The organism is Streptomyces sp. NPDC088354 (assembly GCF_044753585.1).
Classification (GTDB): domain Bacteria; phylum Actinomycetota; class Actinomycetes; order Streptomycetales; family Streptomycetaceae; genus Actinacidiphila.
Window position 1 is genome coordinate 166294 of the sequence record NZ_JBIVNJ010000006.1, and the last position, 21175, is coordinate 187468.

At 73.7% G+C, this 21175-nt stretch carries 24 protein-coding genes; 17 read left to right on the forward strand and 7 right to left on the reverse strand.

Annotation, left to right across the window (positions count from 1 at the left end):
• Nucleotides 1-14: 14 nt before the first annotated feature.
• The 4 genes from ACIP98_RS12495 to ACIP98_RS12510 are packed head-to-tail and all read left to right on the forward strand — an operon-like array spanning nucleotide 15 to nucleotide 4040.
• A complete protein-coding gene (locus ACIP98_RS12495; protein WP_319659573.1) occupies nucleotides 15-1025 on the forward strand; it encodes a sugar ABC transporter permease in 1011 nt (336 codons plus the stop codon).
• Complete coding sequence (locus ACIP98_RS12500) at nucleotides 1025-1894, forward strand: carbohydrate ABC transporter permease (RefSeq protein ID WP_319659572.1); 870 nt, start codon at nucleotides 1025-1027, stop codon at nucleotides 1892-1894. Before ACIP98_RS12495 ends, ACIP98_RS12500 begins: the two co-directional genes overlap by 1 nt.
• A gap of 35 nt (nucleotides 1895-1929) precedes the next feature.
• Nucleotides 1930-3147: an ROK family transcriptional regulator gene (locus ACIP98_RS12505; RefSeq protein WP_319659571.1), complete on the forward strand. Its 1218-nt coding sequence runs from the start codon at nucleotides 1930-1932 to the stop codon at nucleotides 3145-3147.
• Nucleotides 3144-4040, forward strand: coding sequence for a Gfo/Idh/MocA family oxidoreductase (locus ACIP98_RS12510; RefSeq protein ID WP_319659570.1), 897 nt, complete (start codon nucleotides 3144-3146; stop codon nucleotides 4038-4040). Before ACIP98_RS12505 ends, ACIP98_RS12510 begins: the two co-directional genes overlap by 4 nt.
• Before the next feature lie 19 nt (nucleotides 4041-4059).
• Here the strand turns inward: ACIP98_RS12510 and ACIP98_RS12515 are convergent, their stop codons facing one another.
• Together ACIP98_RS12515 and ACIP98_RS12520 are read right to left on the reverse strand one after the other, a co-directional pair.
• The gene (locus ACIP98_RS12515; RefSeq protein ID WP_319659569.1) at nucleotides 4060-4788 is read right to left on the reverse strand and encodes a hypothetical protein; all 729 of its coding nucleotides are present in this window, start codon (nucleotides 4786-4788) and stop codon (nucleotides 4060-4062) included.
• Nucleotides 4789-4858: 70 nt separating this feature from the next.
• Nucleotides 4859-5431 (reverse strand): TetR/AcrR family transcriptional regulator, encoded by a 573-nt coding sequence (locus ACIP98_RS12520; RefSeq protein WP_401975436.1) that lies wholly within the window; start codon nucleotides 5429-5431, stop codon nucleotides 4859-4861.
• A gap of 87 nt (nucleotides 5432-5518) precedes the next feature.
• Between ACIP98_RS12520 and ACIP98_RS12525 the strand changes: the two genes are divergently transcribed.
• From ACIP98_RS12525 to ACIP98_RS12565, 9 genes are all read left to right on the forward strand, one after another.
• Nucleotides 5519-5890: a DUF4267 domain-containing protein gene (locus ACIP98_RS12525; RefSeq protein ID WP_319659567.1), complete on the forward strand. Its 372-nt coding sequence runs from the start codon at nucleotides 5519-5521 to the stop codon at nucleotides 5888-5890.
• Between the two features lie 35 nt (nucleotides 5891-5925).
• Complete coding sequence (locus ACIP98_RS12530; protein WP_319659566.1) at nucleotides 5926-6420, forward strand: cupin domain-containing protein; 495 nt, start codon at nucleotides 5926-5928, stop codon at nucleotides 6418-6420.
• A 173-nt stretch (nucleotides 6421-6593) separates the two neighbouring features.
• Nucleotides 6594-6833 (forward strand): hypothetical protein, encoded by a 240-nt coding sequence (locus ACIP98_RS12535; protein ID WP_401975438.1) that lies wholly within the window; start codon nucleotides 6594-6596, stop codon nucleotides 6831-6833.
• Between the two features lie 28 nt (nucleotides 6834-6861).
• Nucleotides 6862-7122, forward strand: a complete 261-nt coding sequence (locus ACIP98_RS12540; protein WP_401975440.1) for a hypothetical protein — start codon at nucleotides 6862-6864, stop codon at nucleotides 7120-7122.
• A 7-nt stretch (nucleotides 7123-7129) separates the two neighbouring features.
• Nucleotides 7130-8005 carry a helix-turn-helix domain-containing protein gene (locus tag ACIP98_RS12545; RefSeq protein WP_401975443.1) on the forward strand — a complete coding sequence of 292 codons (876 nt, stop codon included), beginning with the start codon at nucleotides 7130-7132 and terminating at the stop codon, nucleotides 8003-8005.
• Between the two features lie 163 nt (nucleotides 8006-8168).
• Nucleotides 8169-9011, forward strand: coding sequence for an oxidoreductase (locus tag ACIP98_RS12550; protein WP_401975445.1), 843 nt, complete (start codon nucleotides 8169-8171; stop codon nucleotides 9009-9011).
• 219 nt (nucleotides 9012-9230) lie between these two features.
• Complete coding sequence (locus tag ACIP98_RS12555) at nucleotides 9231-9551, forward strand: WhiB family transcriptional regulator (RefSeq protein ID WP_319659561.1); 321 nt, start codon at nucleotides 9231-9233, stop codon at nucleotides 9549-9551.
• Between the two features lie 170 nt (nucleotides 9552-9721).
• Nucleotides 9722-10222 carry a GNAT family N-acetyltransferase gene (locus tag ACIP98_RS12560; RefSeq protein ID WP_401975448.1) on the forward strand — a complete coding sequence of 167 codons (501 nt, stop codon included), beginning with the start codon at nucleotides 9722-9724 and terminating at the stop codon, nucleotides 10220-10222.
• 367 nt (nucleotides 10223-10589) lie between these two features.
• Entirely contained in the window at nucleotides 10590-12260 is a 1671-nt protein-coding gene (locus ACIP98_RS12565; protein ID WP_401975451.1) for an ABC-F family ATP-binding cassette domain-containing protein, read from the forward strand.
• Between the two features lie 170 nt (nucleotides 12261-12430).
• Here the strand turns inward: ACIP98_RS12565 and ACIP98_RS12570 are convergent, their stop codons facing one another.
• On the reverse strand, nucleotides 12431-13063 hold the full coding sequence (locus ACIP98_RS12570; protein ID WP_401975454.1) for a DUF6518 family protein: 633 nt from the start codon (nucleotides 13061-13063) through the stop codon (nucleotides 12431-12433).
• A 94-nt stretch (nucleotides 13064-13157) separates the two neighbouring features.
• On the opposite strand from ACIP98_RS12570, the gene ACIP98_RS12575 reads away from it, so the two are divergent.
• Complete coding sequence (locus ACIP98_RS12575) at nucleotides 13158-13565, forward strand: hypothetical protein (protein ID WP_319659557.1); 408 nt, start codon at nucleotides 13158-13160, stop codon at nucleotides 13563-13565.
• Between the two features lie 81 nt (nucleotides 13566-13646).
• On the opposite strand, the gene ACIP98_RS12580 is transcribed toward ACIP98_RS12575, so the two are convergent.
• The 3 genes from ACIP98_RS12580 to ACIP98_RS12590 form a co-directional block, all read right to left on the reverse strand.
• The gene (locus ACIP98_RS12580; RefSeq protein WP_401975456.1) at nucleotides 13647-17495 is read right to left on the reverse strand and encodes a S8 family serine peptidase; all 3849 of its coding nucleotides are present in this window, start codon (nucleotides 17493-17495) and stop codon (nucleotides 13647-13649) included.
• Between the two features lie 119 nt (nucleotides 17496-17614).
• Nucleotides 17615-17944 (reverse strand): hypothetical protein, encoded by a 330-nt coding sequence (locus ACIP98_RS12585; RefSeq protein WP_319659555.1) that lies wholly within the window; start codon nucleotides 17942-17944, stop codon nucleotides 17615-17617.
• A 121-nt stretch (nucleotides 17945-18065) separates the two neighbouring features.
• The gene (locus ACIP98_RS12590; protein ID WP_319659554.1) at nucleotides 18066-18707 is read right to left on the reverse strand and encodes a TetR/AcrR family transcriptional regulator; all 642 of its coding nucleotides are present in this window, start codon (nucleotides 18705-18707) and stop codon (nucleotides 18066-18068) included.
• Between the two features lie 108 nt (nucleotides 18708-18815).
• On the opposite strand from ACIP98_RS12590, the gene ACIP98_RS12595 reads away from it, so the two are divergent.
• From ACIP98_RS12595 to ACIP98_RS12605, 3 genes are all read left to right on the forward strand, one after another.
• Complete coding sequence (locus ACIP98_RS12595; RefSeq protein WP_319659553.1) at nucleotides 18816-19373, forward strand: NAD(P)H-dependent oxidoreductase; 558 nt, start codon at nucleotides 18816-18818, stop codon at nucleotides 19371-19373.
• Nucleotides 19374-19530: 157 nt separating this feature from the next.
• Entirely contained in the window at nucleotides 19531-19680 is a 150-nt protein-coding gene (locus tag ACIP98_RS12600; protein ID WP_319659552.1) for a DUF1427 family protein, read from the forward strand.
• A 23-nt stretch (nucleotides 19681-19703) separates the two neighbouring features.
• Nucleotides 19704-19880: a DUF1427 family protein gene (locus ACIP98_RS12605; protein ID WP_401975460.1), complete on the forward strand. Its 177-nt coding sequence runs from the start codon at nucleotides 19704-19706 to the stop codon at nucleotides 19878-19880.
• Here ACIP98_RS12605 and ACIP98_RS12610 read toward each other — a convergent pair.
• Nucleotides 19864-21054, reverse strand: coding sequence for a PucR family transcriptional regulator (locus tag ACIP98_RS12610; RefSeq protein WP_401975463.1), 1191 nt, complete (start codon nucleotides 21052-21054; stop codon nucleotides 19864-19866). The genes ACIP98_RS12605 and ACIP98_RS12610 overlap by 17 nt on opposite strands.
• Nucleotides 21055-21175 lie beyond the last annotated feature (121 nt).

The window sequence follows — 21175 nt, forward strand, 5'->3', positions numbered from 1 at the left end:
TCAAGGAAGCAGTGATGAGCACCGCACAGACCACCCAGCAGCGCAGAACCCCGGCCACGGGCACCCCGCAGGACCCCCGCGGACGCCGGCCCCTGACCCTGAGCCAGCGCGAGAACCGGACGGGCCTGGCCTTCGTGTCGCCCACCCTGCTCGTCGTCCTGGTCGTCGTGATCCTCCCGATCGCCTGGACCGTGCTGCTGGCCTTCCAGCACGCCCGGCTGGTCGACATCCAGAGCATGGACTTCCTGTCCAACTGGACCTGGGAGAACTTCACCGAGGTCTTCACCTCTCCGGGCTTCTGGACCTCGCTGTGGACCACGCTCGCCTACACGGTCGGCGCCACCGTCGGTTCCATCCTCCTCGGACTCGTCGCGGCCCTCGCGCTGCGCCGCCCCTTCCGGGGGCGCGCGCTGCTGCGCGGCACCATGCTGCTGCCCTACGTGGCGCCCGTGGTGGCCGTGACCTTCGTCTGGGAGATCGCCCTCAGCCCGCAGTTCGGCATCGTCAACGAGGTCGGCACCAACCTGCTGGGCTGGGACAAGCCCATCGCCTTCCTGTCGACCAGGTCGCAGGAGATCTCCCTGCTCGGCTGGCACGTCCACGTGCCGCTGGCGTTGCTCACCGTGATCGCCTTCGAGATCTGGCGCTACTTCCCCTTCGCCTTCCTCTTCCTCCTCGCCCGCCTCCAGGCGGTACCGGACGGGCTGGAGGAGGCCGCCGTCGTGGACGGCGCCACCATCACGCAGCGCTTCCGGCACATCCTGCTGCCGCAGCTGATGCCGGTCATCGCCCTGCTGTCGGTGCTCCGCTTCATCATGACGTTCAACAAGTTCGACGACGTCTACCTGCTGACCGGCGGGGGTTCCGGCACCGACGTGGTGGCCGTGCGCGTCTACGACTTCCTCACCGCCCGCTACGACGTGGGCGCCGCCGCCGCGCAGGCCCTGGTCCTCGCGGCGATCCTCGCCGTGCTGCTCGGCATCTACTTCAAGTTCTTCGCCAAGAAGGTTCAGGAGGAGGCGTGATGGCCAGTCGCGCACAGATCGAGGACCGGACCTTCGCGGTCCTGCGCTGGGTGGTGATCGCCGGCCTCGCCGTCGCCACGATCTTCCCCTTCTACTACATGGTGCTGCTGTCGCTGAAGCCGATCGACGAGCTGCTGCTCGACCCCGGCAAGCTCTGGGTCAGCACCTCCGAGATCACCTTCGACACCTACCGGACCGTTCTGCAGTCCGTCGACGACGGGGGCCAGGGCTTCCTGCGGATGCTCGGCAACTCGGCCCTGGTGGCACTCGGCACGGTGGTCCTGACCCTGCTGGTGTCCGTCCCCGGCGCCTACGCGGTGAGCCGGCTGAAGTTCTTCGGCGGCCGCCAGGTCAGCGCGGTCTTCCTGGCCGTGTACCTCTTCCCGGCCACGCTGCTGGCCGTGCCGCTGTTCGTGGTCTTCGCCCGGATCGGCCTCCAGGGCAGCCTGTTCGGCCTCGCGATCGTCTACATCGCGCAGACCGTCCCGGTCTCGATCTACATGCTGAAGAACTACTTCATCACCATCCCCGAGAGCATCGAGGAGGCCGCGGCGCTCGACGGCTGCTCGCGGCTGCAGACCGTGCGGCGGGTCGTCCTCCCGCTGGCCGCGCCGTCGTTGATGGCCACCGGCCTGTACGTCTTCATGATCGCCTGGAACGAGTTCCTGTTCGCCCTGCTCTTCCTCGCGGCCAAGCCCGACAAGTGGACGGTCTCGCTCGGCCTGCAGCAACTGGCCAACGGCATCGAGGTCCCCAAGACCGTCCTCATGGCCGGCTCGGTGGTGCTCACGATTCCCGTGGTACTCCTTTTCTACGCGGCCGAACGGCTCCTCACCGAGGGCCTGACCAGCGGCGCGGACAAGAGCTGAGCGCAGTGGCCCGACACGAGGGGGAACGAGCACGCATGGCAACGCCCTGGAGCACGGCAGGACATCTGCTGGAACTGATCCGCACCGGGCAGGCCTCCACCCGCGGCGAACTCCAGCGTGTCACCGGTCTGTCCCGCTCGACCGTCGGGCAGCGCCTGGACCAGCTGTTCGCCGCGGGCTGGGTGGAGGCGGTGCCGGGCGGGCAGTCCACCGGCGGCCGGCCCTCCCTCCACCTGCGGTTCGACCCGGCGCACGCCGCCGTGCTCGCCGCGGACCTGGACACCGCCCACGCCCACACCGCCGTCCTGGACCTGTCCGGCCGGGTGCTCGCCGAGCACACCGGCGAACTCCTCCTCGACGAGGGGCCCGAGCAGGTCCTGGACGAACTCGCCCGCCGGTTCGCGGGGCTGCTCGCCGCGGCCGGGATCGCCCCGGCCGCGGTGTGCGGTGTCGGCCTGTCGGTGCCCGGCCCCGTCGACCAGTCGACGGGGGTGGTCGTCCGTCCGCCGATCATGCCCGGCTGGGACGGCTATCCGGTCCCCGGCCGCATGCAGGAGGCGCTCGTCCGGTACTCCGGCCTCCCGGCCGGGGTGCCGGTGCTCGTCGACAACGACGCCAACCTCATGGCCCTGGGCGAGCAGCGCGACTCGTGCCGCGACTGCTCGGCCTTCGTCCTGGTGAAGGTGTCGACCGGCATCGGCGCGGGCGTCGTCATCGACGGCCGGCCCTTCCGCGGCATCGACGGCGGGGCGGGCGACCTCGGCCACATCCGCCTGCACGACGCGCCGGACGCCCGCTGCATGTGCGGCTCCTACGGCTGCCTGGCCGCCGTCGCCAGCGGCCGGGCGCTGGCCGGGCAGCTGGGCGCGCTCGGCGTCGCCGCCGCCTCCGCCGCGGACGTCCGCGCCCACCTGGACGCGGGCCATCCCGACGCGGTGCGACTGGCCCGCGAGGCCGGCCGGCGCTGCGGCGAGGTCCTGGTCACCGTCGTCACCCTGCTCAACCCCGGCGTCCTGATGATCGCCGGAGACCTCGCCGAGACCCACTTCGTCACGGGCGTCCGCGAACTGCTCTACCAGCGCGCCCTTCCCCGCGCCACGCGCCATCTGCAGGTCGTCACCTCGCGCCTCGGCGACCGCTCCGCGCTCGCCGGCGCCACCGCCATGGTCGTGGAGCACCTGTACGCCCCGGACCAGGCCAACGCCCGCCTGGCGGCCGAGGACCCGAACCGTCTCTTGGAGCAAGCGCAGTGAACAGCCCCGCCCCCCTTCCCGCTTCCGGCCCGGCCCCCGTGCGGGTGGGCCTCATCGGCGCCGGGCCGTGGGCCCGCACCATGCACGCCCGGATGCTCGCCGCCGGTCCCGAGACCCGGCTCACCGCGGTGTGGGCCCGCCGGCCGGAGGCGGCTCAGGAGATCGCCGACGCCTACGGCACGGTGGCCGCCGGCAGCCCGGAAGAGCTCTTCGACCGGTGCGAGGCCGTCGCCTTCGCCGTGCCCCCGGCCGTGCAGGCCGAACTCGCCGTGCGCGCCGCCAAGGCGGGCAAGGCGGTCCTCCTGGAGAAGCCGCTCGGGCCCGACCTGGCCGCGGCACGGGCGGTCGCGGACGCCGTCGCCGAGGCCGGTGTCGTCTCGCAGATGGTGCTGACCAAGCGCTACCACCCCGTGACCCGGGACTTCCTGCGCCGGGCCCGCGACACCCGGGTCGTCGGCGCGCGGTCCTGCTATCTGCACGGGGCCTTCCTCGGCGGCGAGTTCGCCACCGGCTGGCGGCTGGAGCAGGGTGCCCTGCTCGACCTCGGCCCGCACCTGATCGACCTGCTCGACGCCGCGATCGGCCCGATCACCGCGATCCGCGCCACCGGCGATCCCCGCCGGTGGGTCGAGCTGACCTGTGAGCACGAGAACGGCGCCGTCAGCCAGGCCTCGCTGTCCGGGAGCGTGAACCTGCCCAAGGCCCGTACCCGGGTCGAACTCCTCGGCCCCGGCGGGGAGCTGACCTACGACACCGCCGGCATCGACCACGAGGAGTGCTGGCCGGTCCTGCGCGCCGAGTTCGCCGAGGCCGTCCGCACCGGCCGCCCCGGGGAACTGGACGCCGCGCGCGGGCTGCGTCTGCAGGAGCTCATCGCGGCCGCCGTCCGCTGACGCGGGGCGGCCCGCGCGGTCAGGGACCGGCGTACGGGGGATCGAGCGCGAACACCGTCAGCCATTCGGATTCGGCCGTGCGGTAGCCGAGGTCGGCCAGTGCCGGGGCCACGGCGCGCATGTGCTCGGCGCCGTAGACGATGCCGATCGTGAACGGCTCCTTGCGGTCGCCGCGGGCGCGGTGGAACTCCCGCACCGCGTCCAGCAGGAGGCGGTCCCGCCGGTGCAGGATCACGTCCTCCATGCCGGTCATCACGTCGGCGGCGGCCTCCTCCGCGTCGGTGAGCAGGTCCTCCGTCCGCAGGTGCCGGGCGAGGAAACGCCGTGTGCCGAGCAGGCGCATCCCGGTCGCGTAGGCCGGCACGAGGGCGGCCAGTGCCGCCCGTTCCCTGAGCGGGACCTGCCGCCATCTGCTCTCCAGCTCCTCGCCGGTCATGTCCGGGCACACCACCGGCACACCCAGCGCGCGGTAGTCGATGTCCTGCACGACCAGGCCGAGCCGCTCGCTGCCGTCCAGCCGGCGATAGGACTGCGTGAGCGCCTCGGTGGTCGGCGATCGGCCCTTGATCCCCTCGGCGATCACCAGGTCGCACAGGGTGCGCAGACGGGCGGTGACCTGGTCGTAGAAGGACCGTTCCCCCAGGTGCACCATGGGGAAGGTCACGAAGGACAGCCCACTGCCGCGCCTGCGGAAGCGGACGACCGCCGAGCGCACCCCCGCCAGCTCGGTCACCTCGATGAACTGCATGCGGCCCCCCACACGACTCCTCATCGGACAGGACGTCCTCCGGGGAGCGGTCAGTTGCGGGCGCGAGCGGTCAGTTCGTGAACCGGGCCAGGAGGAACGCGAGGCGGTCGGCGTGGCGCCCCGGGGGCAGGCGGCCGCCCCGGGTGAGGGTCACCAGGCCGTGCAGCGCGGCCCAGAACATCTCCGTCAGCAGGCCGAGGTCGTCGTCCCCGGCGTGCGGACGGACGGCCTCGGCGAGTTCGCCGAAGGAGGCGTGCAGGGCGGCCGGAGCCTGCGGCGTGGCGAACGGCAGGTCCACGCTCTGGCCGAACATCGCGTCGTACAGCGCCGGGCGCCGCTCGGCGAAGCCGGTGTAGGCGGCGCTCACGCCGGCGAGCGCGCCGCGGGCATCCGGCGCCGCCGCCCGGGCCGCCCGCAACTCCTCGGCCAGATCGGCGAATCCCTCCACCGCCACGGCCGCCATGATGGCGTCCTTGCCCTTGAAGTGGCTGTACAGGACCGGCTGGCTGTACTCGACGCGCTCGGCGAGCCGCCGGGTCGTCACCGCGTCCCAGCCCTCGGCCTCGGCGAGTTCGCGGGCGGCTGTGATGATCAGCGCCTCCCGCTCGGCACGTTCGCGCTCGCGGCGCGTCCGGATCGTCATAGCTGAATTCTAGCAGCGCTAGAATTCAGATCGATGCTCTGCTAGCGTCATTCTTGTTCCTAGCGTTGCTAGCCACTGGGGGATGACATGCTCAGCACCATCGCTTACTCGCTCGCCGTCGTGCTCAACCTCTTCGTGCTCTTCATCGGGGCCCGCTTCCTCTTCGCGCCCCGCGCGGCGGCCGCCGGCTACGGCGTCCCGGCCAAGGAGGACGGCGACGCCGCCTACCTGACGGTCAAGGGCCTGCGCGACGGCGCGTACGGCCTGCTCGGCCTGGCACTTCTGGCCTTCGTGGGCGCGGAGGCGGAGGCCTGGTACATGCTGGTCGTCGCTCTGCTGCCGCTCGGCGACACCCTGATAGTCCTCCGCAACGGCGGCACCAAGGCCGTGGCGTTCGGGATCCACTTCGCGACCGCCGTGGTCGTACTGATCAGCGCCGCCCTGCTCTTCGCCGTCTGACCACCGTCGCTCACCCCAGCCGAAAGGATCCGGCCGTGTCCCTGATCGTTCCCGGTTTCACCGAGTCCGTGGTCGTCCGTACCGCCGATGCCGAGGTCGTCGGCCGCGCCCCCACGACCATCCGGCTGCTGGCCGACAGCAGCGCCACCGGCGGCGCGCTGTCCACCCAGCGCGTCACGCTCACCGACGGCGCCGACGGGGCCAAGCCGCACCACCACGCCAACTCCGCCGAGCTGTTCTACCTGCTCGACGGCACCGCCCAACTGCTGTCCGGCGAGCAGGTCGTGACCGCCGAGCGCGGTGACCTCGTCATCGTCCCGCCCGGTCTCGCCCACGCCTTCGCCGCCGCCCCCGGCCACAGCGCCGACATCCTCATCGTCATCACCCCGGGCGTCGAACGCTTCGAGTACTTCCGCCACTTGGAGCGCATCGCCTACGGCAAGCAGCCGCCGGAGTCCCTGCTGGACGTCCAGGAGCTCTACGACACGTACTTCGAGAACAGCGCACCGTGGAAGGAGGCCCGTTCCTGACGGTGCCACGCCGGCCCGCCAGGGGGACATCCCGTCGGCCGGCCCGGGCCCGCCGGGATGCGGTCGGGCCACGTCGAGCACGTGCCCGCCGGAACGACGCCGCGGAGCGGGAGTACGAACGCACCACGGGTGCGGGTTCCCTGCCCCGCACCCCGGGTCTGCTGGACCGCCCGGTGCACGGCAATCCCGAACCGCTGGCCGCCCTCGCCGCGCCGACCGGTGTGACGGTCCGGACCCGGCTCCGGGCCGAAGGGCCGATCGTGCCGCCGCACGCCACCGCGCTCCTCGCCAAGCGGACACCGGGGCCGGCGGTCGCGAGGACGACCGCCTCGCCGTCGGTGACGACCCGCGGGAGGCGCCGCCGCGCCGCACCCGGGCGGGCGACCCGCACCGGCCGCACCCGGCGGTCCTGATGTGCTCTTCGGCGGCTTCGCCCCGGCCGTGACCGAACGCGTCGCCCGCCGGGGTGGCGGCTTCATCGGCGCGGCCACCGCCCCCGCGGTCGATGGGCCGGCCCTTCCGGGGCCGTCGAGCGTGCCTGGACCGCCCACGCCCGGGCGGGCGGGTATCAGCGCCTCCTGTGCGTTCACCGGCCACGCCGCCGCGTTCGCCGCCCTCGGCGCCGACGAGGCGCTGCTCCACTGCTGGTCGCCCGATCCGGACCAGGCCGCGCCCCTCCGCAGCGCGGGCGAGCGTCGATAATCGAGGTATGAGCCAGCGCAATGCCTCGAACCCGACACTGGGCGACTTCCTGCGGGCCTGCCGTGCGCGGGTGCATCCCGTCGAGGCGGGTCTGCCCGACGACGGGCGCCACCGCAGGGTGCCGGGGCTGCGGCGCGAGGAACTGGCGCAATTGGCGAACGTCAGCGTCGACTACGTGGTGCGTCTGGAGCAGGGCCGTACGGCGAACGTGTCGACGGCGGTGCTGGAGTCGCTGGCCCGGGCCCTGCGACTGCGGCCCGACGAGCGGGACTACCTGCTGCGGATCGCCGAGGCGGGTGCGGCGTCGCACGCGCCGGCGCCGCATCCCACGACGTCCGCCGTCCGGCCGCAGACCCGGACCCTGCTCGACGGCTGGGCCTTCCCCGCGATGCTGCTGGGGCCCCGGCTGGACGTACTGGCGTGGAACGCGCTCGGCGCGGCCCTGCTGGGGACCGATTTCGGCGCCCTCCCGGAGGAGGAGCGCAATCTCGTACGGCTGGCGTTCCTGGACCCGCACTTCCGGCAGCTCTACACGGACTGGCGGCACGTGGCGCGCGAGTGCGTGGGGTATCTGCGCATGGGCATGGCGCACGACCCCGGGGACCCGCGACTGCTCGCACTCGTGGAGGAGTTGTCCACCGCCGATGCCGACTTCCGCCGCTGGTGGTCGGACCACCGGGTGCGGACGCGGGCGGTCGGCACCAAGAGCTTCCGGCACCCGGTCGCGGGTGCCATGACGCTGGACTTCCAGAGCCTGGTGCTGGGGGACGAGCCCGACCGGACGGTCTTCGTCTACTCGGCGCAGCCGGACACGCCGTCCTACGAGGCGCTGCGCTTCCTGGCCACGTGGTCCTCCTCGGCCCCGGAGGCCGCGCGGCGGTGACGCCGGCGGCCGGCGGCCGGACGGAGCACTCCTGCCTGGTACCGCCGGTCCCAGGCAGGCGTCTCCTACGGTCGAGGCTTCTCTGGTCCGCTCCTCGCGGCGGCAGCACGCTGGACATCGATCGACGCACCAGCCGATCCCTGTCCATGAGGAGCACACCACCATGACCACGTGGTTCATCACCGGCGCGTCCCGCGGTTTCGGTCTGGAGATCGCACGACAGGCCCTGGAGCAGGGTCACAACGTCGTGGCCACGGCCCGGGACCCGCGCCCGCTGCGCGGCACCCTGGCCGGGCACGGCGACCGTGTCCTGGCCGTCCCGCTGGACGTCGACGACGAGCGGCAGGCGACGGCAGCCGTCGACGCGGCCGTCGAGCGGTTCGGGGCCATCGACGTCCTGGTCAACAACGCGGGCCGGGGCCTGCTGGGCGCCGTGGAGGAGACCAGCGACGCCGAGGCGCGGGCGGTCTTCGACACCAATGTCTTCGGCCTGCTGACGGTGACCCGGGCCGTGCTGCCGGTCATGCGGGCGCAGCGTTCCGGGCGCATCGTCAACCTGAGCTCGGTCGGCGGATTCGTGGGCTGGGCGGGCTGGGGCTTGTACTGCGCGACCAAGTTCTCCGTCGAGGCGGTCACCGAGGCGCTGCGGCTGGAGCTCGCTCCGCTCGGCATCCAGGCGACCTCCATCGAACCGGGCCCGTTCCGCACCGACTTCCTCGACTCCTCCTCGCTGCACCGCACCGAGCGGGTCATCGACGACTACGAGGCGAGCTCGGGCGGCATGCGCGCCTGGGCCGACGACAGCAACCACGCCCAGGACGGCGACCCGGTGAAGGCGGCCGCGGCCATCATCACCGTCGTCGCGGCGGAGCGGATGCCGGCCCGCGTGCCGCTGGGCAAGGCCAGCGTCAGCGACGTCGAGAACAAACTCGCCGAGGTGGCGCGGGACATCGACGCCTGGCGCGAGGTGGCCCTGTCCACGGACTTCGCCCCCTCCGCCTCCTGACCTGCACCGCTCGTCCCCGGGTCCCGGCCGCCCTGGCGGCCGGGACCCGCGCGCGTCCGCCCGCGTGTTCCGGGGCGTGATGTGCCCTCATGTCATGCCGTGGCCGCGACAATTGATGAAATCTATTGGCGATGCATGACCGGAGTTGAACGCTTCCGCGAGGGAACCCGTATCAGAGAGCGACGTCAACCGCGGGGATTGAGCGGAAGAGAGGCACGGATGAAGCGTGGTGTGGCAGGGCAGGCGTGGGTGGAGAACTGGGGCGCCCAGGCCGTGTGCCGCGTGTCCGACCCGGACGAGCTGTTCGTACAGGGTTCCGCGCAGAACAGGGTCAAGGCCCTGTGCGCCGGCTGCCCGGTCCGTACCGAATGCCTCGCCGACGCACTGGACAACCGCATCGAATTCGGCATCTGGGGCGGCATGACCGAACGCGAGCGCCGCGCCCTCCTGCGCCGCCGACCCACCGTCACCTCCTGGCGCGCCCTGCTGAGCACGGCCCGCTCCGCCTACGAGGGCGCCCCCGTCGAGGCCGTGGGCTAGGCCCGGGAGGCCCTGCCGTCGCCCCCTCCCCCCTCAGCTCCGCCGGGAAGAGCCCCACCCCGCATCGCTCTCCGCCCGTGGCGGACCGGGGGAGCGATGCGGGACGGGGCGCAGGTCCCGTCCGGCCGGTCGCCCCGGCGCCGCATCCCTCCCGACCCGAAGGCCGCCGAATGCCTGTCCGTACGGCCATCGCTCGCGACACCGACCTGCTCCGGCGCGTACTGCTGGAGGCGTACAACTGGAACGGTGATCACCGGTTCACGGCTGAGCAGCTCGTCGCCGACCCGCACGCCGCGCGCTACCTCGCGGGGTGGCCCCGCGGGAGCGACTTCGGGGTCGTCGCGGAGACCGGCAGCGGGGAACCGGTCGGCGTGGCCTGGGCGCGATGCCTGCCCGAGGACGAGCCCGGGTACGGCTTCGTCGCCCCGGACGTCCCCGAGCTGACCCTCGGCGTGCTGCCCGGACACCGTGGCCGCGGGCACGGCAGGGCGCTCATGGAGGCGCTGGTCCGGGCAGCTGCCGAGCAGCCGGCTCCGGTCGCCCGGCTCAGCCTGAGCGTCGAGGACGGCAACCCGGCCGTACTCCTCTACACCTCCCTCGGCTTCACCCGGGTCGGGCGCAACGGAGGCTCGGACACGATGGTCCTGGACCTCCGGGCCCGTGGGCTCTGACCGGACAGACCCCGGCCGCGCTGCCCGGCCGGCCCGGACCCCCGCCCGCCCGTGCGTGGGCGGTGGCCCCGACGGCGGCCGGGGCCACCGCGCGGGCACCTGAGGTACAGTGCACAGGTCCTGTCGTCTCCGATAGAGGTGGACGTTGCTCGTCTGAGGTCCGCGATCATCGCGCGGTACGGCCCCCGGCCGTACATCCGTCACCCCGCCGGCGTTCCCGCCGCCCGTGACCCGCGCCCCTCCGCGACCTCGGCGCCAGAGCCGTCCCTCACTCTCCGGGGACACGGCTCCCCCTTCTCGCCCCACGGCCGCGCGGTGCTCGCACACCAAGCCCCTCACCCACCGCGACCGCGACTGCGAGAACCCCATGTCACGTTCCGGACTCCCCGGCACCCCCGGCCCCTCGCTGACCTGTTCCGCGCTGTCCTTCCATTGGCCGGACGGCACCCCCGTCCTCGACGGCATCTCCCTGACCGCGGGCCCCGGCAGGACGGGCCTGGTCGGCGCCAACGGCACGGGCAAGTCCACCCTGCTGCGCCTGCTCGCCGGCCGACTGCGCCCCACCGGGGGATCGGTGACGGCCGGCGGCCGCGTCGGATACCTGCCGCAGAACCTCACCCTGGAGACGACCCTGCGGGTCGACCAGGCGCTCGGCATCGACGGACGGCGGGCCGCGCTGCGCGCGATCGAGTCCGGCGACGTCGCCGAGCACCACTTCGAGACGATCGGCGACGACTGGGACGTCGAGGAGCGCGCCATGGCCACCCTCGGCTCGCTCGGCCTGGGCGACGTGGAACTCGACCGCACCGTGGGCGAGTTGTCCGGCGGTGAGACGGTCATGCTGCGGCTGGCCGCGCTGCTGCTGGACCGTCCCGACGTCCTGCTTCTCGACGAACCGACGAACAACCTCGACCTGTTCGCCCGCCGCCGGCTCCAGGAGGCCGTGGGCTCGTGGCGCTCGGGCGTGCTGGTCGTCGTCAGCCACGACCGCGAACTCCTCGAACACGTCGACCGCGTCGCCGAACTGCGCTCCGGCTCGGTGGCCTGGTACGGCGGCGGCTGGTCCGCGTACGAGGAGGCCGTGGCCGGACAGCAGGAAGCCGCCGGGCGGATGCTGCGCGTCGCGGAGGCCGACGTCAGGCGCCAGAAGCGCGAGCTGGAGGAGACACAGATCAAGGTCGCCCGCCGGCAGCGGCACACCAGGAAGATGGACGCGCAGCGACGGGCCCCGCGCATCGTCGCCGGCGAACGCAAGCGGTCCGCCCAGGAGTCCGGCGCCGCCCTGCGCGGCCTGCACGAGGAACGGCTGCGAGAGGCGCGCGACCGCCGCGAGGAGGCGGCGGAGGCCGTGCGGGACGACGCGGAGATCCGCGTGAGCCTGCCGGGCACCGCCGTGCCCGCGGGCCGTACCGTCCTGGAGCTGCGCGGGCTGCGCCCCGCCCACGGCAGGCTGCGCGCGGCCGACCTCCATGTGCACGGCCCCGAACGCGTCGCACTCGTCGGCCGCAACGGCGCAGGCAAGACGACGCTGCTGCGCACCCTCGCGGGGGAACTGGCGCCGCTGTCCGGCGAGGCCAGGACCTTCGTCCCCGCGCGCTTCCTGCCGCAGCGACTGGACGTGCTGGACGACGGGCTCGGCGTGGCGGCGAACGTGGCCCGCGCCGCTCCCGGCGCCGGGGAGAACGAGATCCGGGCCCGGCTCGCGCACTTCCTGTTCCGGGGCGCCCGCGCCGACCGGCCCGCGGGCACGCTCTCCGGGGGCGAGCGCTTCCGTGCCGCGCTGGCCGCGGCGATGCTCGCGGCGCCCGCCCCGCAGTTGCTCATGCTGGACGAGCCCACCAACAATCTGGACGCGGCCAGTGTGCGGCAGCTGACCAGCGCGCTGGCCGGCTTCGAAGGCGCGCTGGTGGTCGCCGGCCACGATCTGCCGTTCCTGGAGGCCATCGGCACCACCCGGTGGGTGCTCGTCGGGGAGGACCTGCGGGAGACCGGCGCGGAGGAGGTGCGCGCGCTGCTGGAGGCCTCAACCGCCGGCTGAGCGTGGGGCTGCCGCGCCCGCCGGCGCGGCCCCGATGAGGGCCGCGTCCCGCGGACGCGCCGCCGTGCGCAGCGGTGGCAGCCGTCGGTCGGAGCGCGGCGCGCGACACGCGTGCCGACCCGCGACGGCCCGCGCGGAACGTGCCCGCCCTCGCACGGACGCGGCGGTGCTCAGCCCAGCAGCGCGTTGAGGACGCCGGCCTCCAGGCCGAAGTACGCCGCCGCGGCCACCGGCATCAGCATCAGCGGCAGCCACGGGCGCGGCCCGGTCTCCCGGGCCCGGTAGCGGGTGAGTGCCGCCGTCAGGACGGTCCCGAGCCCGAGGAACGCGGCCGCCTCGCCCCAATAACGCAACTCCAGACCCAGATAGAGCCCTTCGCCCGCCACCACCGCGCCGATCAGCGCGACCCCCAGGTGCCGCCGCATGCCCTTCTCCCGCCGTACGGCCCACCCCGCCGCACCGACCAGAGGCCCTCCGACGACCCCCGCCGCCGCCCATACCAGCGCCGTGGGAATGCCCCCGGTCCCGAACGTCCCGCTCAGGGACGACGTCACGTAGTACCCCACGCACGTCGTGATCATCATCAGCGCCCCGCACGCGGCCGCTGTCCGCACCCGCCCGATGAGCGCGCCGGCCAGGGCCGTCCACACGATCCAGGACGACGAGGAGTTCGTCGCCCGCTCGAACACCGGCGACACCCCGTGGAGCAGGTACGTCGCGGCACCGAGCGCCAGTCCGAAGAGGGCGCACATCGGCGGGGCGGCGAGGGCGGGACGGGAACGAAGGGCGGTGAGCGCGGTCACGGCGGCGACTATACATGCCGGTTATACGTGTGGTGTATACCGGGCGGGCGTGCGGCGGGGAGACAGGGGAGGGGCGGCGCTCCCTGGAGCCGTGATGCTTCATCGGCGCAGCTTCGGCTACCGCTGGTTCACCGACCCCGCCGGCAGGCCGTCCTACCACGAGGACGACCGCTCCGGGCTGAGCCGCCGCTTCGTCGCGGACCAGCGCGCGGTCTGCTCCCGGCACGGCACGGACTCGCAGGCCGGCGCCGTCGTCGAGGCGCTGATCGCGAAGAGCCCGGAGTTCCACGGGCTGTGGCAGGCACACGAGATCGGTGTGCGCTGCGGCGAGGTCGAACGCATTGTCCACCCGGAACTGGGGCTGCTGGAACTGCAGTGCCAGGTGCTGTACGACGCCGACCAGGCCCAGTCGCTCCTGGTCTGCACCGCGACGCCCGGGGCGGAGAGCTACGAGAAGCTGCAACTGCTCCCCGTGCTCGGCGATCGGGTGCTCGGCACCTGACGCGCGGCCGGACGCGCCCGCGACGCCGGAGGTGCCGGCCCCCGGGGCGGGGACCGGCACCTCCTGGCGAACGGCAGGTGGTCAGCCGAGCCCGGTGGCCCGGACGACCGTCTGCGTCACGGTGTTCCCTCGCGTGTCCGAGGCCCTGACCCGCAGGGACAGGAACGCGGCGCCGCGCGGGCCGTCGAGCCGGACACGGGCGGCACCGGATCCGGCGGCCCGCTGCGCGGTCCGCCGCCAGGTGCGTCCGTCGTCGTAGGAGACCTCGACGGAGTCCGTGCGCAGCGGCGCGCGGGACACACCCGGCAACTGCGACGGCGTGACGACGAGTTCGGCGTCACGGCGCGCCGTGCCGTCCGCCCGCGTCGCGATCCCGTAGTCGAGCTGCAGCAGCGGGAGCGTCTGCGCGGCGTCCCCGTGCGGGGTGGCCGAGGAGAAGGCCCACTCGGTGCGGGTGGCCGTCGAGTACGGGTAGCCCTCCGTCCGTTCGGTGGAGGTCACCAGGCGGTAGCGGGCCGAGCCGCCCGGTACGTCGGTGCCCAGCCAGGGGCCGTCCGTGCGGGTGACCAGGGTGCCGTCCCGGTACAGCGCGTTGACCTCGGACGTGGTGCCCGGGCCCGCCACGCCCACGTGGCCGGGGCCGCCGTCGCCCCAGCCCGGCACGGTCACCTCCAGCCAGTCGCCGCTGCGCTGCGGCAGCTGCTGGCTCTCGTTGATCCGCGGGTGCTCGACGGGACCGAACCACTGGACGTCCGTGGTGCGGCCGGCCGGGTAGCCGACCTGCCCGGAGAACTGGATGGACCGGATGCCGTTGGAGGCCTCCTCCATCCAGGTGGCCTCGCCGGCCGGGGTGACCCAGTCTGTGCGCTCCGCCCCGGCGGTCGACAGCCGCTGACCGCCCACCTTCACCCCCAGGTACGGCTGGATGTCGTAGCGGAACTCGTCGACCTCCGTGCCGGGTTCGGCCCGGAAGCCGACGTCGACCCGGGCGAGGCGGTGCTCGGCGGGCGCGTAGCGCTGGGTCGCCGGGATGCCGCCGTGCCAGGTGTGCACCAGGTCGTACAGGTAGTCCGTCTCGGCGTGCCCGGCGACCCGCATCGGCACGGAGCCCGAACGGCTGTCCTGGATGCGGCCGATCAGGGTCTCGCCCTCGGTGTGCGAGATGCCGGCGATGACGAGGTCGGTGCGGCGCACCGGCTCGCGCAGCCGGCCGCCCAGGTCGTTCACCACCACCAGCAGGGCGACGCCCGCCTTCTGCGCGGCGGTGTACTGGTCGTCGGTCGCGTCGGTCGTCGCGGAGCGCTCGTCATCGTCGTCGTCATCGTCCGCCGGTTGCGCGTACCGGACCACGGCGACCTTGCCCTTGGCGCCGGCGGCCGCGTACTCCGCGGCCGTGCCGCCGCCCGCGAACACGGCCGGCAGGGTGCGGGTGCCCTCCGCGGGCCGGCCGGAGCCGGGCTGCAGCCACAGGTCGTCGAACTCCTGCGAACCGGAGGTGAGGGCCAGCAGCGGCTGCTGCATCCGCCAGCGGACGGTGTACGCCAGGTCGCCGCCGGCCGGCTTGGCGACGGGCAGCGCCCACACGCTGTCGAAGCCGTCGCCGACGGTCACCGTGTCGGTGACGGCGGGGGTGCCGTCCTTGAAGGACTGGCTGAAGTCCATCCGGATGTCGCTGTCGGTGGAGGTCCGCGGGGTGACGACCTCGGTCCTGCGCAGCTTCGTGCCGTCGAGCGCCGCATCGGTGTCGGCGCCGCGCATCTCGACGCCGGTCCTGGCCATCAGGGCGCGGCCGAACGACGACTCGCCGTGCGTTCCGCGGACGGCGATCCAGGTCCACACCGTGTACGTGCCGGACGGCACGACCGCGTCGAGCGTGCCGTCGAGGCCGCTGTAGGCGGCCTGGGCGTACTCGTCGCCCTTGCGCTGGTACATCACGAGGTCCGAGACGGGGTCGCCGGCGCGGTCGGTGACGTGGACCCGCAGGTGGTGCATCTCCTCGCGGGTGCTGACGGCGAGCAGGGTGCGCGTGACGACCTCGCCGTCCACGGTCGCCTCGACATGGCCGGTCCACCGGCCGCCGGCCGGGGCGCGGTCCAGCACGGTGGTCACGGTGGTGGAGGCCGTTCCGTGCGCGGGCACCGTGAGTCGGCGATCCGTCAGAACGAACAGGCCCTCCGGGGCGTCCGGCGCGTCGACGCGTGCCGTGAGGGTGACCGGCGAGTCGCCGGGGTTGGTCCACTCGACCGTGCGGGTCGCGGTCTCGCCGGGCGCCCCGCCGAGGGAGTGGATGCCCGCGTCGGCGACTCCGGTGGCCACCAGGGCGCTCCCGGTGGCCGCGACCGCGTCGACCCGGCCGTTGCCGCCCGCGTCCGCGGGGGTGGCGGGCGTCGGTTCGGCGGTGCTGACCAGGGCGTTCTTGATTGTGGCGCCGGACCAGTCCGGGTGCCGCGCGGCGACGAGGGCGGCGACGCCCGCCACGTGCGGGGTGGCCATGGAGGTGCCGCTCAGCGTGGCGTACGGGCCGGATCCGAAGGTCGCGTACTGCGAGCGGGCGGCCAGGATGTCCACACCGGGGGCGGTGACCTCGGGCTTGAGCGCGTCGTCCCGGAAGCGGGGACCGCGACTGGAGAAGTCGGCGACGGTGTCGGCGGGGTCCACGGCGCCGACCGTCAGGGCCGCGTCCGCCGCGCCAGGAGCGGCGACGGTGGCCTCGCCGGGTCCGGCGTTGCCCGCCGCGATGGTGAACAATGCCCCTGTCTCGGCGCTGAGTTCGTTCACGGCCTGACTCATGGGGTCGGTGCCGTCGGACGGCCGGTCGCTGCCGAGGCTCAGGCTGACCACGCGCGCCTTGGCGTCGCGGGCGGCCCACTCCATGCCGCTGATGATCCAGGAGTCGGTTCCGCTGCCCGCGTTGTTGAGGACCTTGCCCACGTGCAGCCGCACGCCGGGGGCGACGCCCTTCTCCTTGCCCCCGGAGGCCGCGCCGTTGCCGGCGATGGTCGAGGCCACGTGGGTGCCGTGGCCGTGGTGGTCGGTGACGTCCTCGCCGGGGACGAAGCTGCGGGACGAGGTGACCACGCCGTCGAGGTCGGGGTGGCCGGTGTCGTAACCGGTGTCGAGGACGGCCACGTCCACGCCCTGCCCGGTGTCGCCGTCCGCCCACACCTCGGGGGCGCCGATCTGCGCGACGCTGTCCGCGAGGTCGGCCTCGACCTTGCCGTCCAGCCAGACCTTGCGGACGTCGCCGGTCAGCGCCGTGCCGGCCGCCGCGGCCCGGGCGGTCCCGCCGGTCGTGGCCGTCCTGGCGGCCGACCGCGCCGGCGCCTGCCGTGTGAGGTCGGCCCAGAAGTCCGCGGCGCGGTCGTGCCTCTCGGTGACGGCCGTGCCGCCGATGCTGGTCAGCGCCCGCGCGCCGGTGGCGCCCTCGGGGAGCGAGGGGACCGCGAGCCTGCGACGGGCGTCGGAAGCGTAGGTGAGGATGACGGGCAGCCCCTGCGAGCGGGCGTCGTCGTAGCCGTCGGCTATCAGCCGGGTGACGTTGAACAGGTCCGTGTCGAGGAGCCCGGCGGCCACGTAGCGCTCGGCCGCGGCGGGGTAGACGTAGGTGTCGCCGCCCCGCGTGGTGATGCGGGCGTCGGCGCGACCGCCGTCCGGGCCCTCCACGGTGAGGGCGGCCGGGCCGGAGCCGCCGGGGGTGAGGGTGACCCGGTCGCCGGTGAGGAGGGTGACGGTCCGTGAAGGGGAGCCGCCGGAGTCTTCCTTGACGATCGCGGTCGCGGTCGCGATCCGGTGCGTGGGGGTGGGGGTGGGGGTGGAAGCGGTGGCGTGGTCACTGGCCGATGCCGGCGGGATCGCCGCCAGCACGGCCGCGACGCCCGCGGCGCCCGCGATCATCTGCAGGCCCGAACGGCCCCGAAAGAGCGGTCTCACATGGGTCCTTCACGCTAGATCCGTCCGATGTCCGCCGCATGCTAGCGACTTGAACGTTCCAACGAAGCGGGAACGACGGGTTGACCAGCGGCGTCTTTGCGACGGCTGTCGGGATCACGTCACCTGTGGGCGGCCAGCAGGAGCGCGAGGAACGGGACCGGTACCAGAAGCCCCGCGGCGACCCAGGGGCGCGCCGGGCGGCCCCGGGAGTGCGGGCGGACCACGTCGACCAGGAGGACCAGGGCCGCGGCGAAGAGTCCGGAGAGCACGAGCAGGAACATCACGGGGCCGGCATGGTCGAGCGTGTGGTAGTCGCAAGTACCCGAGAAGCCGGGCGCGGTGGCGTCGGAGATACTGCGGCAGTCCATCGGCAGGTACTCGGTCAGCAGCCACCAGGCGCAGTACAGCGGCACAGCGGCCGGCACCCCGAGGGCGAGATTGACCAGCATCCGCGCCGCGGCCCGCGCGGCGGCGCGGGGCCTTCCCGCCCCGGGTTTCCCCGTCCCCGGTTTCCCCGCCCCGGGCCATGGCTCCGTCACCCCGGCCCGCCCGGTCCGTCGCGCCATCGGTCTACTTGCCGCCGCTCAGGCGCGCGACGAGCTCGTGCCAGCCCGCGCTCAAGCGCTCCAGGGACATCCCGCGCCTGCTGATCAGATAGTCGTCGAGCGTGGTGTTGAGGTAGCCGAGCAGCGTGTGCGCGACGAGTTCGACATCGCCCGGCGCTCCCGACTGCCGCAGCAACAGGCTGATATGGGTGTGCTTGATGTGGTACGAGGGGTTGAAGCGGCGGCCCGGATGCGCCGCGACCGCCGTGTAGAGGTCGCGGAACGTGTGCTCGTGGTGGATCACCGCGGGCCCGAACGCCCGCAGGCGGTCCATGGGCGGTGCGTCCGGTCCCAGCGGCGGGGGGCCCATGAGGAAGGCCGCCTGGATCTGCTGCTCGTGGTGGTCCAGGAGCGCCACCATCAGCCCCGCGCGGTCGCCGAACCGCCGGAAGACCGTCCCCTTGCCGACCCCCGCCGCGGCGGCGACCGCCTCCATCGTCACGTTGGCGGTTCCGTGCTCGGCGGAGAGCTCGGCGGCCACGTCGAGCAGGCGCTGCCGGTTGCGCGCGGCGTCGGCCCGCAGCGGGGGCTGATCGCCCGCCGCGGTCAGCGCGATGTCCGCGGCGGCGAGGAATGCGGTGCGGGCGGCCGGGGGCGGCTCGGTCATGGCCATAGCGTAGCGGGGGAATGGAAGTGGACCGCGGTCCGCTTAGATGCTAGAAAGGAGAAACGGACCACGGTCCGCTTACCCCACTGCTACCCGGGAGTACCCCACATGTCCGTCCGCATCCTCGCGCTCGTCGGCAGCCTCCGCGCCGGCTCCCACAACCGTCAGCTCGCCGAGGTCGCCGTCAAGCACGCCCCGGCCGGTGTCGAGATCGAGCTCTACGAGGGCCTGGCCGAGATCCCGTTCTACAACGAGGACATCGACGTCGAGGGGACGCTGCCGGAGGCGGCGGCCCGTCTGCGCGCCGCCGCCGCCGAGGTCGACGCCCTCCTGCTCTTCTCGCCCGAGTACAACGGCACCATCCCGGCGGTGCTGAAGAACGCGATCGACTGGCTGTCCCGTCCGTACGGCCAGGGCGCGCTGACCGGCAAGGCGGTCGCGGTCGTGGGCACCTCCTACGGCCAGTACGGCGGCGTGTGGGCTCAGGACGAGGCCCGCAAGGCGGCCCGCATCGCCGGCGCCGCGGTGCTGGAGGACGTCAAGCTCTCCATTCCCGGCTCGGTCGTCCGCTTCGCGGACACCCACCCCATCGACGACGCCGAGGTGGTCGCCGGCCTGACCGAGGTCATCGAGCGCCTCAGCTCCACGGCCGCCGCCGCGGCCTGACGCCGGGCCCCGGCAGCATCCGGCGGCGGCGCGAGGGATGTCCTCGCGCCGCCGCCGTGCTGTCGCCGGTCTTCCGAGTCGGGACGCGGAAGCCGCCGCACGTGCTGCTACAAAGGGATGAAACGCCCATGTCGTACGCACGGGAACGAGGTCCTGCGTGGAGTACGCCGTCTCCCTCGGCGCGGGTCTGGCCGTGGGTGTCATGTACGGGCTCCTGCGTGTCAGGACGCCCGCACCGCCGCTGGTCTGCCTGGTCGGCCTGGCCGGGATGCTGATCGGCTACGGGCTGCTGGACTCCTTCGCATGAGGGCCCTGGCCAGGAGCGGCGCCGTGTCCTTCGCGGTGGGATTCCTCGCGGGTGTCCTCTACTGGCTGATGGGCGTCCACTCGCCGGCCCCGCCGTGGATCTCCCTCGTCGGCCTGCTGGGCATCCTCGTCGGCGAGTACGCCGTCCGGACGCTGCTCGACCGGCGGCGCCGCCGCGGCACCCCTACGACGGCGGCCTGAACGGCGGCTCCGCGTCGGGCCGCAGCCACGTCGACAGGGCCCACCACCAGTGCAGCGCGGCCATCGGGCCGGGGCTGCCCGCGGAGGCGGGATCCGCCGGGGAGCCGCCCGTGATCTGCCGCAGCCGCGCGAGCCGGTAGCGGACGGTGTTGGGGTGGGTGAACAGTGCTGCCGCGGCTTGGTCCAGCCGTCGGCCGTGGTCGAGGAACGCCAGCGCGGTGAGGGCGAGTTGCCGGTGGAAGTCGTCCGCCGGGTCGAGGGCCCCGAGCAGCCGGCCGCTCAGGTAGGCGCCCAGCACCGGCTGCTCCGCCAGGGCGGTCTCGCCCGCGAGGTCGGTGAGATCGAGCAGGCCGTGGCGCCCGCCGCGCGCGCCGACGCGCAGTGCCCGCAGGCAGAGGTGGTAGGCCGCACCCGCCCCGGCCAGCGGAACGGCGGGGGAGACCACGGCGAGCGGCGGCACGCCGCCCGCGACCGTACCCGTACCCGCGACCGCGTCCTGCGGGCGGCACGGCAGCAGACCCACGAGCCGCCCCTCCACCACCGCGGCGATCCCGCGCCCCGGCAGCCGCAGGGCTCCGGGGTCATGGGTGTCCGCGACGAGGCAGTGGTAGGCGCCGTCCGGCCGTAGCCCCGCCCCGGCCAGGTCCCGCGGGGCGGGCAGCACGCCGTTCACCAGCACCTGCCGCAGCAACCGTGCCCGGGCCGCGCCCCCGCCGGGCGCCGGCACGTCGCGCTCCGCCGCGCGGTAGCCGTTGATGACGTGGCGCTCGACCGCGTCGCCGTACTCCTTCAGCCGCAGGACCGCCGTCAGCAGCATCCGGTCGGGCACGCCGGCCGAGCGGCTGCGGTCGACGGTGATCTCCACCGCGCGGGTCAGCCCCGCCTGCACGCCGCGCAGCACGGAGGTCATGGGGACGCCCTGGGCCGCCCGGTCGGCGCCCAGCCCCAGCGCGGCGCCGAAGTCCTGCTCGTCCACCCGGTCGAGGGTGCCGAGCCATCCTCCGGCGGCGCGGACCATGGCGGTGACGTGCCGGCGGGTGTCGTGCTCGCCGAGCCGGGCCACGTCGGGGGAGTGCGCCCGCGCGGCGTGCACGAGTTCCCCGCGCACGTCCGCGTCGGCGGCCATGGCACGCAGGATCCCGGCGACGGGCTCGCGCTGATCGGTGACGGTCAAGAGCCTCGCCCCTCTTCGTCCGAGCGCTGTGCGCGGGACACAACGCCGGTGCGGACGCGTTGACACCGGGCGACTACCGCACCGGCGCGACCTCCTGATTACCTGTGAGCTACCGAAGGTA

What these genes read in the sequence shown, in the direction of transcription:
- ACIP98_RS12495 (WP_319659573.1), top strand. Translation starts at nt 15, where the DNA reads ATGAGCACCGCACAGACCACCCAGCAGCGCAGAACCCCGGCCACGGGC.
- ACIP98_RS12500 (WP_319659572.1), top strand. Translation starts at nt 1,025, where the DNA reads ATGGCCAGTCGCGCACAGATCGAGGACCGGACCTTCGCGGTCCTGCGC.
- ACIP98_RS12505 (WP_319659571.1), top strand. Translation starts at nt 1,930, where the DNA reads ATGGCAACGCCCTGGAGCACGGCAGGACATCTGCTGGAACTGATCCGC.
- ACIP98_RS12515 (WP_319659569.1), bottom strand. Translation starts at nt 4,788, where the DNA reads ATGCAGTTCATCGAGGTGACCGAGCTGGCGGGGGTGCGCTCGGCGGTC.
- ACIP98_RS12520 (WP_401975436.1), bottom strand. Translation starts at nt 5,431, where the DNA reads ATGACGATCCGGACGCGCCGCGAGCGCGAACGTGCCGAGCGGGAGGCG.
- ACIP98_RS12525 (WP_319659567.1), top strand. Translation starts at nt 5,519, where the DNA reads ATGCTCAGCACCATCGCTTACTCGCTCGCCGTCGTGCTCAACCTCTTC.
- ACIP98_RS12545 (WP_401975443.1), top strand. Translation starts at nt 7,130, where the DNA reads ATGAGCCAGCGCAATGCCTCGAACCCGACACTGGGCGACTTCCTGCGG.
- ACIP98_RS12550 (WP_401975445.1), top strand. Translation starts at nt 8,169, where the DNA reads ATGACCACGTGGTTCATCACCGGCGCGTCCCGCGGTTTCGGTCTGGAG.
- ACIP98_RS12555 (WP_319659561.1), top strand. Translation starts at nt 9,231, where the DNA reads ATGAAGCGTGGTGTGGCAGGGCAGGCGTGGGTGGAGAACTGGGGCGCC.
- ACIP98_RS12560 (WP_401975448.1), top strand. Translation starts at nt 9,722, where the DNA reads ATGCCTGTCCGTACGGCCATCGCTCGCGACACCGACCTGCTCCGGCGC.
- ACIP98_RS12565 (WP_401975451.1), top strand. Translation starts at nt 10,590, where the DNA reads ATGTCACGTTCCGGACTCCCCGGCACCCCCGGCCCCTCGCTGACCTGT.
- ACIP98_RS12575 (WP_319659557.1), top strand. Translation starts at nt 13,158, where the DNA reads ATGCTTCATCGGCGCAGCTTCGGCTACCGCTGGTTCACCGACCCCGCC.
- ACIP98_RS12585 (WP_319659555.1), bottom strand. Translation starts at nt 17,944, where the DNA reads ATGCTGGTCAATCTCGCCCTCGGGGTGCCGGCCGCTGTGCCGCTGTAC.
- ACIP98_RS12590 (WP_319659554.1), bottom strand. Translation starts at nt 18,707, where the DNA reads ATGACCGAGCCGCCCCCGGCCGCCCGCACCGCATTCCTCGCCGCCGCG.
- ACIP98_RS12595 (WP_319659553.1), top strand. Translation starts at nt 18,816, where the DNA reads ATGTCCGTCCGCATCCTCGCGCTCGTCGGCAGCCTCCGCGCCGGCTCC.